Here is a 16,746-nt window from a genome sequence, read left to right as displayed (position 1 = left end):
AAATAGCACCAGGCTATTTTAAGTGTCTAAACAAGGATTTACTTTTTATCTGCAGGAAACACAATTCCTGTTTGTTTTCTTACTTCTTCCATTACTTCCATTACAGCTAAGGATAAATCAAGGGAATTTATGGACGATTCTGTCTTCCCTGCAAGGATAGTATCAATAAACTCCTTCGCTTCGTAATACATAGCTTCTTCCTTTTGCTGAACAGAAACATCTTCTCTTTCCCCGTTGCGGAACGCTATCTCTATCTTTTGCGGTGTATTCATTTGATCTATTAAGATATTGCCATCCTCACCTTGGATTTCTGATGGGATAAGGGAGTTTGTGATCTTAGAGTACATTAGCACAATATCCATATCCTTATAGGTCATAATGATGCTTCCTTCTCCATCGACACCGCTCTCAAGCAGATAGCTTGATGCTTTGACAGACTGAGGCTTTCCAAATAAGGCTACCATTGGGTAAATGCAGTACACGCCGATATCCATTAATGCTCCATTAGAGAATTCCGGCTTGAAAGCATTAAGAATATTCCCTTCTTTGTATGCGTCATAGCGGGAAGAATACTGACAATAGCTTGCGAATGCACGTCTAACTTTCCCTATTTTATGTATATTTTCTTGAATTACCTTGAAATTAGGCAGCATGGTTGTCTTTAAAGCTTCCATCAGCAGCACATTGTTTTCTTTTGCAACCGATATCATTATTTCCGCTTCCTTAACATTCGAAGCGAATGCTTTTTCTGTTAAAACATGCTTTTTATTCTTTAAAAAAAGGATGGACTGCTCCGCATGCAATGAGTTGGGGCTTGCAATATATACGGCATCGACTTGATCACTTTCTGCCATCTCAGTCAGACTTGTGAATATATGTTCTGCATTATACTTTTGCGCAAATGCTTCACCTTTTTCTTTTGAACGTGAATACACAGCAGCTAAAGTGAACTCCTCCACCATACTTGCTGCTTGAATAAATGATTCTGTAATCCAGTTTGTTCCTATAATTCCAAATCGAATACTCATGAAAATCCTCCTTGCCCATCTTAAACATATTTTCTCTTTTATATTTTCTATCGAAAATTATGAAAAAGCAACTCTATAGCAGCATTTTCATAAATTGTAAATGAAAGAACCCGTTCTGCTTATAAGCAAACCGGGTTCCTATCTTAGAAATTATTATTTTGAAATACCAGCATCGATTTCTTTCGCCATTTCTTCTGTAGAAATCAAACCACCGCCAGAAAGGTACCAATAGTTAGGATTTAAGTAGATGATATGACCGTCTTTAGCTGCATCAGTACCGTTAACTAGCTCGTTATCCAATACTTTTTCTGCAGAGGATTCTCCGCCGACAACAGCGCCTCTATCTACAACAAATAGATATTCTGGGTTCTTTTCTGCGATATACTCAAAGGAAATGCTTTGTCCATGTGTTGAAGCCTCAATTTTTTCATCTGCTTGAGCCAATCCAAATACGTCATGAATGATTCCGAATCTTGATCCAGATCCATACGCACTCACACTGCCATCATTTACTAATACTACTAATGATTTACCTTCTACTGCCTTCGCTTTATCGTTTAATGCTGAAATTGTTTCATCAATATTTGCTAATTCTTCTTTTACTGCATCTTCTTTACCGAAGATTTGTCCAACTAGTTCCATATTGCTCTTAAATGATTCCATATATTTAGTCGTATCAACACCCACATAAACAGTTGGCGCAATTTCGCTTAAGTCTTCATATGCTGCTGATTGTCTGCCTGAAATAAAGATAACATCTGGAGCCAATTCGCTTATTGCCTCTAAGTCTGGCTCTTTAAGTCCACCGACATTTGTATATTTGCTGTCACTGTACTTTGAAAGATACTCTGGAAGGCTGTCTTGTGGAACACCTGCTACTTCTACACCAAGTTTGTCTAATGTGTCTAAGATACCCATATCAAATACAACCACTTTTTTTGGATTTGGATCAACTTTTGTTTCGCCTAAATCATGTTTTACTGTAATTGGTTCTGCTGCTTTTTCATTATCAGATGAACTGCTGCTTGTAGAAGTATTGCCGCAAGCTGCTAATACTGCCATAACTAATGCTATGAATAATATAGATAGTTTTTTCTTCAATTAAGACACCCCTATTATTATATTTAGATTATTTAAATTAAATTGATTGCAATGATAAACAGAATATCCTATGATTGAGATATTAGTATTTTCCTAGTGCATTTTCCTAGAATGTCACACAGAAAAGTACTAATGCTAATGGTAGTGTTATTATGGTTCTTCTGGCGAAGAGACTTATTTTTAAGTATTCCATAGAAACACTGCCTCCTTTCTTTTTATTGAACATCTACCATTAGTTCTGCTTAGCTTTACAGTCATTAATTTATGATTTTAAGCGAAATAGACACAGATTTTATGATCGTTAATCTCCTCAATCTGCATATCCATTTCATAGATATCCTTTAGAACAGCTTGATTGATAATACTGTCTGCTGGACCATTATTAACTAGTTTGCCATTCTTTAATGCCACTATATTGTCAGAATAAACAGAGGCAAAATTAATATCATGAATTACAATGACAACTGTTTTTCCCAGCTCATTTACAAGCCTTCTAAGAACCTTCATGATTTGCACAGAATGCTTCATATCCAGATTGTTCAGCGGCTCATCGAGCAAGATGTATTCTGTATCCTGTGCAATAACCATCGCAATATATGCTCGCTGTTTCTGACCGCCGCTCAATTGATCCAAATATTTATGCTGAATTTCATCAAGCTCCATATACGAAATTGCTTCTGCCACGGCTGTTTCATCCTCTTTCGTCAGTCTTCCTTGTGAATAAGGAAACCTTCCGAAACTTACTAGTTCCTTAACAGTCAATCGTATATTAATATGATTGCTCTGCTTGAGGATGGAAATCTTTTTTGCCAGAATATTGCTTTTTGTAGTGGAGACATCTTGCCCATCAATCAGGACTTCACCGTTGTCAGCTTTAATCAGCCTGCTGATGATGGATAACAATGTGCTTTTCCCGGCACCGTTCGGGCCGATAAAGGAAGTAATCTTTCCTTTTTCGATGGAAAGAGACACATTTTCAAGGACGCTTTTTCCATTGTATTGTTTACTGACATTCTTGACCTCTACCATGCTCTTCTCTCCTTTAACAATAAATAGATGAAATAAATTCCGCCGACAAAGTTGATGATAACACTGATTGTTGTCGAGAATGTAAACACTCTTTCCACTATGAGCAAACCGCCAACAAGGGCTATGATGCTTAACAAGATGGAACCTGCAATGAGTTGGCTGTGTTTATACGTTCTAAGGAATTCTCTTGCAAGATTCACGACGAGCAATCCAAGGAAGGTGATTGGTCCGACAAGAGCAGTTGATACACTGACCAGAATTGCAACTACAACGAGCATATTTCTTACAACACGATCATAATCAATTCCCAGATTGATTGCCTGCTCTTTTCCAAGTGACATTACATCGAAAAACTTGCTGTAGCGTGACACGTAAATAGCAATCACTGCAATTATCACAATACATATTGTCAAAATATCCGTATTTACACTATTAAAGCTAGCAAACATTTTGTCTTGAACAATCAAAAACTCATTAGGATCTATCAGCATCTGCATAAAAGATGACAGACTTGAGAAGAAGCTGCCAAGAATAATTCCAATCAGGAGAAGCAGCAGGATATTCTGACTTCCTTTTCGGAAGAACAAGTAGTAAAGGGCAACTGAGAAAAGAATCATCAGCCCGACTGATAACAGAAAGTTAACATTACTGTTCAACATCGTTAAGCTCTGTGAACCGAAAAAGAAAACTACAAACGTTTGGATAAATAAATACAAAGAATCTAGACCTAGAATACTCGGTGTTAGGATTCGGTTATTAGTGATGGTATGGAAAACCATGGATGAAAATGCGATACATCCGCCTGTCAGGCATATTGCTAATATTTTGATTGCTCTTCTTGGTATAACATATTCCCAATTCACACTGCTCACCTTTATCAGCATGAATACTGCAATAAGCAGAACGGCTATTATCGCTAGAAGTAAAAGTTTTCTCTTAGGCTGATTCATACGTTCTTCTCCTTATCAATAAATAAAGGAATATGGCACTCCCGATAACGCCAACCATTACACCTATCGAGATTTCATAAGGATAAATGATTATCCGTCCAAGGATATCGCATATCAGCACAAAGTTTGCACCAAGTAATGCTGTGTGCGTTAAGCTGTTCTTCAAGTTATCTCCTCTGTAGAGAGAGACTATATTAGGAATGATAAGCCCTAAAAATGGAATCATACCGACCGTGAGCAGTACAACTGATGAAACAAGGGCAACAATAATCAGCCCAATATTTACCACTCTTTTATGGTTAAGACCTAAGTTCGTGGAGAACTCTTCACCCATGCCGGCGATTGTGAATTTGTTCGCATATAGATATGCGATAATGACGACAGGAATGCTTATGTACAGGAGCTCATATCTTCCTTCCATGATCAGTGAAAAATCACCTTGGAGCCATGATGACATGTTTTGTACAAGATCATTCTTCATAGAAAAGAATGTTGTAATGGAGCTGATGATGTTTCCAAGCATCAAGCCGACAAGCGGGATGAAAATGGCATCCTTAAATTTGATTCGATTCAGTATTTGCATAAACAGGAATGTACCAAGCAATGCAAAAACGAAGGCAACAAGCATTTTAACAATCGGAGTTGCAGTTGTGAACATCATGAGCGCAATAAGAATGCCAAATCTTGCCCAGTCCATCGTGCCTGCTGTTGTTGGAGACACAAATTTATTTCTGGTAATTTGCTGCATAATTAGTCCGCAAACGCTAAGGCTTACACCTGCAATAATAATGCTTATTAATCGGGGGAACCTGCTGATTAATAATATTTCTTTTTGATCCTCTGTCAGCTTAAAGATGCTCAAAGGATTAATATCAATAACTCCTATAAACAAGGAGGCGATTGACAACACTATTAACATGATGGCTAAATATCTTATCTTCATAGATGGTAGATTGAGTCAAAAACCTCTCTCAACTCGCCTCCTTAAAAAGTAATTCTATCTAAAAAAATTCTCAAATGATTTTCATTATCATTTACGCTCTTAAACTGATTTTATCATTTTTTTGATTATCGTCAATGGTTTTTCTTGAACAAGTTTCCATTTTCCAGTCATTTTATTCTCAATTAGTTCGTTCGTACTAGGCTTAAAACAACAAAAAAACCTCCGATTTCTCGGAGGTTTTTATCAATTAGTAATGAACATGTCCTGATGTCATTACCCAAATAGTTCCTGCTGCAACAACAATCGCACAGAAGAATGCATAAATGATATTAATCATTTGCATTTTGCCTTCACCTTCAGTTAAATGCATGAACATGAAAAGCTGAAGAAGTGCTTGGATAACTGCTAAAGAACCAATAATCCACATGATTGTCACGAAAGGCAGATCTGTATATCTTACAGCACCTACTGTTGCAAAAGTCAGCAATATAGATACGATAAATCCTGCTACGTGACCTGTCGGAAAACTGCTATTATGTTTCGCCATCTATTACACCATCCTTGCTAGATAAACGAATGTGAAGATAAAGATCCACACAACGTCTAAAAAGTGCCAATATAAGCTGATAATAAACGTTTTACGCGCAGTCGTAGGTGTCAATCCACGTTTAACTAATTGAATAATAACTGCAATTGCCCAGCCGATACCGATAGAAACGTGAAGTCCGTGTGTTCCTAACAGTACAAAGAAGCTTGAGAAATATGCGCTTGTCTGCATTTTCGCACCTTCATGAACATAATGGATGAACTCAGTCACCTCGAAGAATACGAAACCAGCACCAAGTAACAATGTAATAACAAGCCATGTTAACAAGCCTTTCAAGTTGTTGCGGCGCATATACCAGATAGCAATACCGCATGTGAAACTACTTGTTAACAGCAGCAATGTTTCAATCATAACGTCTTTTAGTATAAATAAATCTTTAGGAGTAGGTCCATCTGCGAATGCATTGTATAGAGAGCCATGTGCGGCGAACAATGATGCAAATAAGACTATTTCAGCACCCAAGAAAATCCAGAAACCGAAAATGTTCAGACGGTTCTGTTCCGTTTGGTACTCCAACGGTAAAGAAGTATCTACTTTAGCCATTATTTTTCACCCCTCCATGCACGCTCAATTTTCTTAACTTCGTCGACTTTCACGTGGTAACCTTCATCGTAATCGAAGGAACGTACAAGCAAGCCTACGAATATAAAGGCAGCTGCAATTGCTGCTAGAGGAATCCACTCAAATACCATGAAGAATCCGGCAGCTCCAAAGATTACACACATAATGAATGGAAGCCCTGAATTGCTTGGCATATGAATTTCTTCTAACTCGTCTTCTTTTAGAACTAACGCATCTTTATCTTTTTTCTTCATGTGCCAGAAAGCATCTAATGTTTTAACTTCAGGCAGTTGAGCAAAGTTATAGAACTGTACAGGTGAAGCTGTATGCCATTCTAATGTTCTTGCATCCCATGGATCTGTAGAGATATTGCGTTTTGCATAACGTGCACTCCAGTAGATGTTGTACACTAATACTGCGAAACCAGCTGCTAGAATCAATGATCCTACTGCTGAAACTGCGAATAACGGTGCAAATCCTGATTCTGCAGAGAACGTGTAAGAACGTCTAACTGCACCTTTAAGGCCAAGGAAGAACATTGGCATGAATGTTACGTTGAAACCGATATTAAATAACCAGAAATGCCATTTTCCAAGACGTTCGTTCAATGCATGACCGAACATCTTTGGCCACCAGTAATAGAATCCAGCAAATACTGCGTATACTACCCCAGGAATCAACACATAATGGAAGTGAGCCACTAGGAATAACGTATTATGGTATTGATAGTCAGCTGCAGCCATTGCAAGCATAACCCCTGTTACCCCACCGATAGTGAAGGTTGGAATAAATGCAAGTGACCATAGCATTGCAGTCGTAAATTGGATACGACCTTTTCTCATGGTAAACAACCAGTTGAAAATCTTAACCCCGGTCGGAACCGCAATCAGCATTGTTGTAATAGAGAATACGGAGTTAACGACAGGTCCAGATCCCATTGTGTAGAAATGGTGAACCCAAACAACGAAACTCAAAATCGCAATACCAACAATGGAAATAATCATAGATTTATAACCATATAATGTTTTTCTTGAGAACGTAGAAATAATTTCTGAGAACATACCGAAAGCCGGCAGGACAACAATATATACTTCTGGATGTCCCCATAGCCAGAATAAGTTGTTCCAAAGCATTGCATTTCCTCCGCCAGAAACAGTGAAGAAATGTGTACCGAACATACGGTCAAATGTCATCAATGCTAATGCAACTGTAAGGATTGGGAATGCAAAAATGATTAGGACGTTTGTCAATAACGCAGTCCATGTAAACATAGGCATTTTCATTAATGTCATGCCTTTAGTACGCATTTTCAGGATTGTGACAACAAAGTTAATACCTGTCATCAATGTACCTGCCCCGGCAATCTGCAAGGCAATTGCGTAATAGTTGTTACCTACCCCAGGTGTGAACTCCTTACCTGCAAGCGGGAAGTACGATGTCCAACCAGCATCTGGTGAACCACCGACTACGAAAGAAATATTGAAAAGCATTGCTCCAGCGAAAGTCAGCCAGAAGCTTAATGCGTTCAGCTGCGGGAATGCAACGTCACGCGCTCCGATTTGCAACGGAATAACAACGTTCATAAGACCAATTAAAGCAGGCATCGCCATGAACAAGATCATGATAACACCATGTGTTGTAAATACTTCATCATAGTGCTGTGCATCCAGGAACTTCATGTCTGGTGCCGCTGTTTGTGTTTTCATCATTAATCCATCAATACCGCCGCGGAAGAACATCAATACCGCAACAATGATGTACATTATACCAATACGTTTATGATCGACAGTTGTGATCCACTCATCCCAAAGGTAACGCCATTTTTTCAAGTACGTGATTAGAACAACAGCACCAATCATCGTCAATGCGATACCGATTTGGGAACCGAGGATCAACGGATCTCCTTGTACAAGGATTTCATTCCATTTAATGTCCATCAATGCTCACCCCCATCAGTTTTCTCTTCGCTGTCTGCATCTTCATGATCGAAGATTTTACCTTGATAACCATGAACTTTGTACAATTCAGGGTTCAAGTAGTAGTTAGAAGTTCCGCCTTTTCCATGGTCAATCCACTCTAAATGAGTATTAGAGAATGTCATGCGCCCTAGATGAGTCGGCTTCAACAATTCTTTATATTTATCTTCTGTCAACTTAGGTGCAGTATCTTTAACTTCATCAACCCAAGCATCGTAATCGTCTTGTGTTTCAGCTTCTACGTTGAATTGCATCTCTGCATATCCTTTACCGTTGAAGTTTGTATTTTGTCCTAAGTATTCTCCTGTATGATCTGCAACTAAGTACAACTCAGTTTCAGCTCCATACATTGTGTACTTTTGCCCAGCAAGCTGTGGAACCCAGAAAGATTGCATTGTTCCAGCAGAAGTCAATTTGAACTCAATCGGAACACCAGCAGGAATTTTTACATAGTTAACAGTTTCAATTCCTTCTTCCGGATAGCTGAAAATCCATTTCCAATCTGCAGATGTTACATTAATCACAACTGGTTCTTGATCTTCATAATTCTTCGGAATATCCTCTACTGCATAAATAGTTTTAACAGTTGGGATAGTCAAAGCAATGATAATTAAGAAAGGAATAACTGTCCAGACAATTTCAAGCACTGTGCTTCCGTGCTCCTCTGGCGGCTCATAGCCTTCGTTTTCCGGTTTAGCGCGGTATTTCCAAACAATGTACGCGAACAAACCAAAAACAACTAGTACGATAATTGTCATAAAAATAAGCGACCAGTTGATCAAATCCATTAAGCTCTTAGCAACAGGGCCCTTAGGATCAAAAACAACCATGCTTTCACAGCCGCTCAGTACAAAAATTGGCAAAATCGCTAGAAGTGATAATAACAAGCCTTTTTTTGACTTCAATTTAGTGCATCTCCTTCCAATTTAACTTTAAATGTTAAAATATTCACAGAATGTTCAAGATTTAGACATAGAACATTCATTTTAAATAGGTAAAATATCTATTATTACTACCTGTATGATGATATCATATCTCGAAGCCTGTAAATGTGACAAAAATCGTAAGGATAAATTTACCAATTGTCATAATTGATTTACCCCTAAATCTAGCAAACATTTTCCAAGAAGATACCAACTCAGTAATTATAGCAGATGTGGCTATGAAAATCTATGTCCATAAACTTGTCACATATACTTTTTTAAAAGGATATTGAACCATTTTTAGCCAAACTAAACGCTTCTATTATATATACTCTTTTTTTCCTTTAAAAATTGTCACAAATCATATAAAGGAGGCTGGAACATTGTGTTCCAGCCTCCTTTATTTTATTGACCCATTATTTCATTCCATTTATTCTTGAGCTTATCACTGATGATGCCTGCGTCCTCTTTCATTTCATCCAATACTTGGCCCCATTTGGAAGAATTCTCTTCAATGGTAGTCTGTATCTCTTTCGCTTTTTCCTTGATTGCTTCTTTTGTTTCCTCTACTTTCTGTGTTCGCTCAGTCTTGCCAGCAAGCTGGTCACTTACAGATATTACAGAGAAATTTTCTGGTTCTACATACTGTACTGCTTGATCCATAATCGTTTTAAAAATCGGTACAACATCTCCAGAGCTTTTACTCTTTAAATAATGCTGCTCATCTGTTTTATCATACCCAAGCCACATCGCTCCAACTAGATTTGGTGTATAGCCTACAAACCATTGATCCTTTGTGCCAGACAGATTAGCATTGTCTAATTGAGTCGAGCCTGTTTTCCCAGCAATCTCAAAGCCTGTAACCTTTGCTCCTTGGCCTGTTCCTGAATCTATAACATCCAGCAGCATCGAGGTCATATCCTCTGCGACGGATTTTGATGTTACTTTAGTCGACTTCGACTTATACTCTGCAATCACATTGCCTGTCGGTCCGACGATTTTAGTGATTAAATGTCCTTCCATCCGAACGCCATCATTCGGAAATGTTGAGTACGCTTCTGCCATCTGCAGCGGCGACACTCCCTCATACATTCCTCCAAGCGCAATACCTAAATATTTATCTTCTTTCTCATCATATGGAATGCCGAATCTATTTAATGCATCCAGCCCTTTATCAATGCCTATTTTATCTAAAAGCCAAACAGCAGGAACATTTAAGGACTTCTCTAACGCCTCATACATCGGCACTTCTCCTTGATATGTTTTCGAGAAGTTTTGCGGCTCATAGTTACCCTTTTTAAACGGCTCATCCTTCAAAATGGAGGTTGTCTTATAGCCCTGTTCCAATGCGGGGGTGTAAACTGCCAGCGGCTTCATTGTCGAACCAGGCTGCACCTTAATTTGTGTAGCTCTGTTTAATCCTCTGAAGACTTGTTCGCCTCTGCCTCCAACAAGACCTCTTATACCGCCTGTCTCGGGGTCGAGCAGCACAGCCCCGCCCTGTGCGCTTGTTCCATCACTGCTCGATGGGAAAAGCGCATCGTTTGCAAATGTTTTTTCAAGTGTTGATTGGAGATTCTGGTCCATTTCTGTATAAATTTTATACCCTCTAGTCAGAATTTCCTCTTGAGTAAGACCATACTCGGAAATTGCTTCACTTATAACGGAATCAACAAAATAAGGATAATCTCTGTCAATGAACGAACCTCCGCCGTCCTCTAGAACAATTTTTTCAGCGACAGCATCCTTATATTCATCTTCTGTAATGACATTTTCTTCTTTCATTTTCCCTAACACTACATTTCTTCGCTTGATGGCACCATCATAATTTTTGTACGGATCAAGAGAAGATGGAGCCTGTAAAAGCCCTGCAAGCAATGCTGCTTCGCTTATGGAAACATCCTTGATATTCTTGTTGTAATATTTTTTGGCTGCTTGATCAATACCCCAAGCACCGCTGCCAAAATAAACATGATTTAAATACATCTGCAGAATTTCATCCTTGCTGTAGTGCTTCTCTATTTCCACAGCCAAAAACAATTCCTCTGCTTTTCGTTTGTATGTTTGTTCAGAAGATAACAGTGCATTTTTTGTCAGCTGCTGGGTGATCGTGCTGCCCCCGCCTGTTATACTTCCAGCAAGCAGGTTTTTAAAAAACGCTCGCGTTATCCCTTTCAAATCAAAGCCATTATGGCTGTAGAACCGCTCATCTTCAATAGAAACGACTGCACCCGGTACATAGTCCGGCACATCCTTAAGCTCAATGCCTTCTGTCCGTTCTGTCTTTATCTCCGTTGCCTCGTCGCCGTCTTTATCATAAATAACAGTAGCTTGGCTAAGCCCAGCCTTCAACGTACTTACATTTGCCTGACTTGCTAAATACATAAAATATAATATAGAAACTAGAACAAATAATAACAATGCTAAAAGAAGAATTTGTGTTAAATGTCTTCTTTTCCAAAACCGCCAGAACATCTCCAGCAGGGATTTGATTTTCTCCATCATTTTACCCTTTCCTTTGCTTATTTCTCTATACTTTCTATTTAGACGTATTTCCGTCTTAAATTGTTGCATCTCATTTAATAAAAACTATATGCTCTTTCTTCTGCAAATACAATATTTATTATAGCCAAAATACAGGACTCTGCCTCATTTTGGCTTGTTTATATACACTTATTGCAGGGAATAGATAAGAAAAAGGAGTGATAGATATGAAAAAAATGATACGTACAGTCATTAAATGGGCTCCTGTCATCTATCCTATCGTAAAAAAGATGATGGATAAAAAGAAGCAATCTAAAGGAAGTACTCGCTCTAGATCACGAATGCCTAACTAAATAAAAGACATTAAAAGAGGCCGAAACTTAAGTTTCGGCCTCTTCTATATAAAAAAAGCTGAATTTATCAGCTTTTTCCCTTTAAAAATTCTTAGCGCTTGTCCCTTGCTCTAATCCAGACGCTGTTTTAGCTAAGAAATGATAGTATGTCTTTTTATATGGATGAACATAGCCTTTAAGCCACGGTTTTTCCTCTCCGCAGAAATGAACGATGGCAGGTTTGCTAAAGGCTTCTTGCTTTTTAATTTCATCTATAAACTCTAATCTCCTCTGTTTTAACAATAAATACGCCTGAGCATTCCATTTTGGATGAAGCTCCAGCCACTTATTGCAAAGCAATGTATTAAGAATATCTTGGTCATGGTATTCTAGCTGCTCATCTGTTGCATTCTTAATATACTCAAAGGCTTTCTCTGTAATTTGGTTCTCACGCCAGTTTTTTAAGTCGATAAGCATGATACCAGCATTGAAATAATTGGCTTCCTCACTGACACCGAGTGTTGCTAATCTGTCATGAAGTCCAAAATCTATTACAGCCGCAGCTATGTTTGGAGAAATATCCTGATCATAAATGGAAGAGACATCTTCAAGCACAACAGTGTCGCTGTCAATATAAAGCACCTTTTCAATATCTGGTTCTGAAATTAAATCAGGAATGGAAATACGATAATAGGAGGCTTTTGTGATATGTCTGCTTTCGACTGCATTTTCATATTGTTTTGGATCGACGTCCAGGAATTGTATGGAAGTTTGGTACGGGGCCACAGTGTTTTGCAGCCATTGTTTGTTCTTCTCCGTTATGCCGCCATTAAGGACATACAGCTGCACCTTTCTGTTTTTTTGTGTGTTTTCTAGAAGTGAGACAAACATTACTCCTAGATGGGGAACATAATTATCATCTGTTGAAGAAACTACATGGATAGTCTTGCTAGAATTCATTACTACTCGCTCCTTTCTATTTGCTAATAATTTACCCTTGTCCAAATTCAGTGAAACCTCTTGGAAAATAATACAAATAAAGCTGCCCATTAAAGGACAGCTTTCTAAACAATTTATTGCATTTCTTTGTAAGCAGCAGAGACAGCACCAACTAATTGATTGTCTAAAGGCACTCCGGAAACTTCACTGAATGCTTGTTCCACACCTTTATCCAAAATTAATTCTTTCAACTCAACTGACTCTTGGTCTTCTCCAGAGAAAAACAGCAGAGCCGATGCCATAACTTCTACTAAACCAGCAGGCTTTTCTTTAAACAATTCTATATATTCCATTGCCGGTGCAACCAGACGGTCATTACGGCTTAGCTTACGAAGCGGAGAACGTCCAACCCTTTTCACATCGTCAACGATATGAGGGTTTGCAAATCTGCCAATAATTTTTTGGATATATTTTTGATGCTCATCCTTGTCGAACTTGTATTTTTCAACAAGTACTTTTCCAGTCTCACTCAATACTTGCAGCACTTTTTCCTCAACATCTTTATGTTCGATTGTTTCAGATATAGTTTTATAATCTTTTCTGTTACCTAAATAAGCTGTAGTAGCATGACCAGTATTAACTGTGAAAAGTTTTCTTTCAATATAAGCAGTCAGATTCTCAACAAAATGCGCATCTGGAATTACAGGCTTTTCGCCTTTAATTTTTGTTTCATCAATAACCCACTCAAAAAATGGCTCTACAAGAACATCAAGCAGCTTTTCATTCGACTGGTTCGGAACAATTCGATCCACTGCAGAATCAGGGAATCCGATATATTCTTCAGCCCAAGTCTTTTCTTCATCATTTAAGTGCTCAAACACGAATTTTTTTAATTCTGTGCTGCCGCCTATCATGTTTTCACATGCGATAATATTTAAGAATGAACCATCATTTGCTTTTCTTGCTTTTAATCCGTCTGCAATCAATGGTGCAATGAACTTAAGGATGTTCGGACCGATAGCAGTTGTTACTAAATCAGCTGAAGCTATTTCCTCGACAGCCAGCTGAGGGTTCGCCTTACTGTTAATGCCTTTAATATTCGAAACTGTAAATTCATCCTTCGCATCGTTCGCAAGGAGAACTCGGTATGTTCCCTCTTGATTTATTTCATCAATAATTTTTTCATTTACATCCACAAAGTGAACTTCATAATTTGATTGATGTAACAAGAGACCGATAAAGCCTCTCCCAATATTTCCTGCTCCAAAATGGATAGCTTTCATATTAGTTAACCTCGCTTAGAATTGAAATGATTTCCTCTTCTGATTTTGCTTGTACAAGCTTTTCTACATTTTCTTCTTCAGAACATACGATAGCGATTTGAGAAAGGATTTCCAAATGCTCTCCATCTTTTCCTGCAATACCAACAAGCAATTTAACAATATTGCCGTCACCAAAATCTACACCATTTGGGACTTGCACTACAGAAAGACCTGATTGAAGAACAGCTGCTTTCGCTTCATCTGTACCGTGAGGGATTGCTAGGAAGTTCCCCATGTAAGTGGACGACATCTCTTCTCTTTGAAGCATCGCTGGAATATAATCTGCTGATACATAGCCTTGATCTACCAAGATTTGACCAGCTAATTTAATAGCTTCCGTTTTTTCAGATACATTGCTGTTTAAGATGATGTTTTCTTTTTTTAATATAGACATTTTGTTGCCTCCTGATTTGTATGAATATAGTTTTTTAAGTATTGGTTGCTTATGAAATGTGCCAACTCTTCTTTTGACCCCTTTTCAAACATCCTGATGCTTGTTTGCGACTGGATTATAAGGGAACTGATAAAGCTCAGCAATTCTAAAGTGGACGAAGCAAGATCGAATGGTGCTAAGAGCAGCAAAATCCTTGTAACTTTTTCGCTTCCGCCATTCATCGCCTTTAATTCAAAAGCATTTGTTGTATTTATTATATTAAAAGATGGAAACGCCACTGAATTGCTTCTTGTATGATAAAGAGCAAGTGTTGTATCTGGAATGGCTAAGCCTCCTATCTTTTCTCTTGCCTGGAGTGACTGTAACACTTCTGATGCATCTGTGATAGAATCTTTTTGCTTAAGCTTTTCCAGCCCATCTTGTAATAACCTAGATAAATCAGCATTAGTAGCTGCTTCCCACACTTCGAAACTTTTGAGCAGATTGGCAAGAACTGTGACTCGCTTTCCTAACTGATCAAAATGCTCAAAGCTTAAGGATAATATCTCCATCCCATCAACAGCTGGATCAGCTGATTCTGTTAATTGTCCACCTTTTTCCTGTAAGTAGTTTTTGACAATCTCGAGTTCCTGATTCGTTAAAATCGGACTTACCACAAAATAATCTCTGTTGATTTCCTCAATCGGGATAGTAGAAAGAATGGCATCATAATCATCAAGGGTAATGTTTTTCAATTCAAACACAGATGCTGTTTTTATTTCAGACAGCCCTGGTATTTCATTGCCGATTTTGGTGGCAAGCATTTTTGATGTACCAATTCCACTTGAACAAATAATTAAAACCCTTAATTTAGTCGTAAGCTGCTTGGAATTCAACGCTGCCCCAAAATGAAGAACTAAATAACCAATTTCCTCATCTGGAATATGCAGTTTAGGTAATGTTAATTCTGCTGCTTTTTTTACAACTTTAAACAGGTCATGATAGTCCAATTTTATATCGCTTAGCAGCGGGTTGGAAATTCTCATTTTTTGTTTAAGCCTGTATAAAGCTGGCTTGAGATGCGCTAAAAGCCCTTGAGATAAGGTTTCATCTAATAATCTTGTATGAAGCAAATTTTCCACATTTTTTATTAAGCTCTGTACAATGACAGCGACCTCAATGTTTTCATCCTTTATCCCTATATCCTTGTCATAGCGAATTTTCGCTCCCCGCAAATGCATGGTTATATAGCCAATTTCTTCATCTGGTATTGCAACCTCAAAGGTCCGCTCCAGACGCATGGCGATTTTACGAGCGAATTCAAACTCTTTTGTTATCTTTAACTCGCTTAAGTAATCTTCCTGAAGAGTGATATTTTCTCCCCGCTGGATACGCTCCATCGCCAATGCAATATGGACAACCAGCCCTACATACGAACTGTCTGCCAGGCTGTAAGGAAGCTCTTCATTAATATCTTCAATGATTCCCTCAATCAGGATAATCTTTTCCTTATGAACGAGACCTAACAGCCGTTCTGAAATGGAATCTATTTTGTTGGTGGATTTCTTTTGGATATTGTCTCTGACCATCTTCAAAAATTCCGGCACATCAAATCTTTCTGAAATCAGACTTGTTATCGCCTTTCTTTTTGCATCTTCAGAACCCTCCAGCTCGATTCCATAGCCCCGTTTGCGCACAAGCCGCAAGTCGTATTCTTTTATGATCGGCTCCAGCTTATCCAAGTCATGACTGACCGTTGCCGTAGTCACACCCATATCATTTGCAAGGGAAAAGAGTTTCACAGGCTCCTTATTGTCTAACAGTGTACATAATGCGACGATAAGCCTTTCATCTGGGGTATATTCTGTAAAATCCTGCTTTAGGATGGTGACCCTTAATTGATAAATATCACCTTGTGTACCGATTACCTTTACTCCCACTCCTGCTTTTTTCTGCAACTTCAAATGAAATGCCTGCAGAACATCTTCAATATTCTTCAGGTCGCGATGGATTGTCCGCTCACTCACATTTACAATGTCAGCAAGCTGCTTAATGGTGACATCCTCTTTCATATCTTCAAGCAAAAATTGCAGAATCAGTCTTTCTCTCGCAGAAATAACCATGCCATATCACCTTGTTTTCTTGACATAATTTAATTATAAGTAAGTAATTACTTGG

Annotated in this window: 15 protein-coding genes; 1 reads left to right on the top strand and 14 read right to left on the bottom strand. The window is 38.3% G+C overall.

All coding sequences use genetic code 11. The features are described from left to right. Nucleotides 1-38 precede the first annotated feature (38 nt). The 10 genes from ACLIJJ_RS23250 to ACLIJJ_RS23205 all read right to left on the bottom strand — a co-directional run bounded on the left by ACLIJJ_RS23250 (nt 39) and on the right by ACLIJJ_RS23205 (nt 11,620). On the bottom strand, nt 39-1,028 hold the full coding sequence (locus tag ACLIJJ_RS23250) for a Gfo/Idh/MocA family protein (protein WP_233316888.1): 990 nt from the start codon (nt 1,026-1,028) through the stop codon (nt 39-41). A gap of 153 nt (nt 1,029-1,181) precedes the next feature. Next, a complete protein-coding gene (locus ACLIJJ_RS23245; protein ID WP_282581412.1) occupies nt 1,182-2,129 on the bottom strand; it encodes a siderophore ABC transporter substrate-binding protein in 948 nt (315 codons plus the stop codon). Nucleotides 2,130-2,399: 270 nt separating this feature from the next. Beyond that, the gene (locus ACLIJJ_RS23240; RefSeq protein ID WP_233316887.1) at nt 2,400-3,158 is read right to left on the bottom strand and encodes an iron ABC transporter ATP-binding protein; all 759 of its coding nucleotides are present in this window, start codon (nt 3,156-3,158) and stop codon (nt 2,400-2,402) included. Next, nucleotides 3,152-4,108, bottom strand: coding sequence for an iron chelate uptake ABC transporter family permease subunit (locus tag ACLIJJ_RS23235; protein WP_411411768.1), 957 nt, complete (start codon nt 4,106-4,108; stop codon nt 3,152-3,154). Before ACLIJJ_RS23235 ends, ACLIJJ_RS23240 begins: the two co-directional genes overlap by 7 nt. Continuing rightward, nucleotides 4,095-5,051, bottom strand: coding sequence for an ABC transporter permease (locus ACLIJJ_RS23230; protein WP_233316885.1), 957 nt, complete (start codon nt 5,049-5,051; stop codon nt 4,095-4,097). The genes ACLIJJ_RS23235 and ACLIJJ_RS23230 overlap by 14 nt, the downstream gene beginning before the upstream one ends. A gap of 247 nt (nt 5,052-5,298) precedes the next feature. Beyond that, nucleotides 5,299-5,598, bottom strand: coding sequence for a cytochrome aa3 quinol oxidase subunit IV (qoxD, locus tag ACLIJJ_RS23225; protein ID WP_233316884.1), 300 nt, complete (start codon nt 5,596-5,598; stop codon nt 5,299-5,301). A gap of 3 nt (nt 5,599-5,601) precedes the next feature. Beyond that, nucleotides 5,602-6,201: a cytochrome aa3 quinol oxidase subunit III gene (qoxC, locus tag ACLIJJ_RS23220; RefSeq protein WP_245399827.1), complete on the bottom strand. Its 600-nt coding sequence runs from the start codon at nt 6,199-6,201 to the stop codon at nt 5,602-5,604. Continuing rightward, complete coding sequence (gene qoxB, locus ACLIJJ_RS23215) at nt 6,201-8,156, bottom strand: cytochrome aa3 quinol oxidase subunit I (protein ID WP_233316883.1); 1,956 nt, start codon at nt 8,154-8,156, stop codon at nt 6,201-6,203. The genes qoxC and qoxB overlap by 1 nt, the downstream gene beginning before the upstream one ends. Then, complete coding sequence (qoxA, locus tag ACLIJJ_RS23210; protein WP_233316882.1) at nt 8,156-9,100, bottom strand: cytochrome aa3 quinol oxidase subunit II; 945 nt, start codon at nt 9,098-9,100, stop codon at nt 8,156-8,158. The genes qoxB and qoxA overlap by 1 nt, the downstream gene beginning before the upstream one ends. 423 nt (nt 9,101-9,523) lie before the next feature. Then, complete coding sequence (locus tag ACLIJJ_RS23205; RefSeq protein WP_251646688.1) at nt 9,524-11,620, bottom strand: transglycosylase domain-containing protein; 2,097 nt, start codon at nt 11,618-11,620, stop codon at nt 9,524-9,526. A 209-nt stretch (nt 11,621-11,829) separates the two neighbouring features. Here ACLIJJ_RS23205 and ACLIJJ_RS23200 point away from each other — a divergent pair, with 209 nt between their 5' ends. Continuing rightward, on the top strand, nt 11,830-11,955 hold the full coding sequence (locus tag ACLIJJ_RS23200) for a hypothetical protein (RefSeq protein ID WP_233316881.1): 126 nt from the start codon (nt 11,830-11,832) through the stop codon (nt 11,953-11,955). Between the two features lie 81 nt (nt 11,956-12,036). On the opposite strand, the gene ACLIJJ_RS23195 is transcribed toward ACLIJJ_RS23200, so the two are convergent. The 4 genes from ACLIJJ_RS23195 to ACLIJJ_RS23180 all read right to left on the bottom strand — a co-directional run bounded on the left by ACLIJJ_RS23195 (nt 12,037) and on the right by ACLIJJ_RS23180 (nt 16,691). Further along, entirely contained in the window at nt 12,037-12,894 is an 858-nt protein-coding gene (locus tag ACLIJJ_RS23195) for a glycosyltransferase family 8 protein (RefSeq protein WP_411411767.1), read from the bottom strand. A 113-nt stretch (nt 12,895-13,007) separates the two neighbouring features. Continuing rightward, nucleotides 13,008-14,156 (bottom strand): mannitol-1-phosphate 5-dehydrogenase, encoded by a 1,149-nt coding sequence (locus ACLIJJ_RS23190; RefSeq protein ID WP_411411766.1) that lies wholly within the window; start codon nt 14,154-14,156, stop codon nt 13,008-13,010. 1 nt (nt 14,157) lies between these two features. After that, complete coding sequence (locus tag ACLIJJ_RS23185) at nt 14,158-14,589, bottom strand: PTS mannitol transporter subunit IIA (protein WP_233316878.1); 432 nt, start codon at nt 14,587-14,589, stop codon at nt 14,158-14,160. Further along, a complete protein-coding gene (locus ACLIJJ_RS23180) occupies nt 14,577-16,691 on the bottom strand; it encodes a BglG family transcription antiterminator (protein WP_233316877.1) in 2,115 nt (704 codons plus the stop codon). The genes ACLIJJ_RS23185 and ACLIJJ_RS23180 overlap by 13 nt, the downstream gene beginning before the upstream one ends. Between the last annotated feature and the right edge of the window lie 55 nt (nt 16,692-16,746).

Origin of the sequence: Niallia laureatilytica (assembly GCF_046613985.1) — a bacterium.
Lineage (GTDB): Bacteria > Bacillota > Bacilli > Bacillales > Cytobacillaceae > Niallia.
Note: the sequence above shows the minus strand (reverse complement) of the source record. Positions and strands in the feature narration are given on the sequence as shown.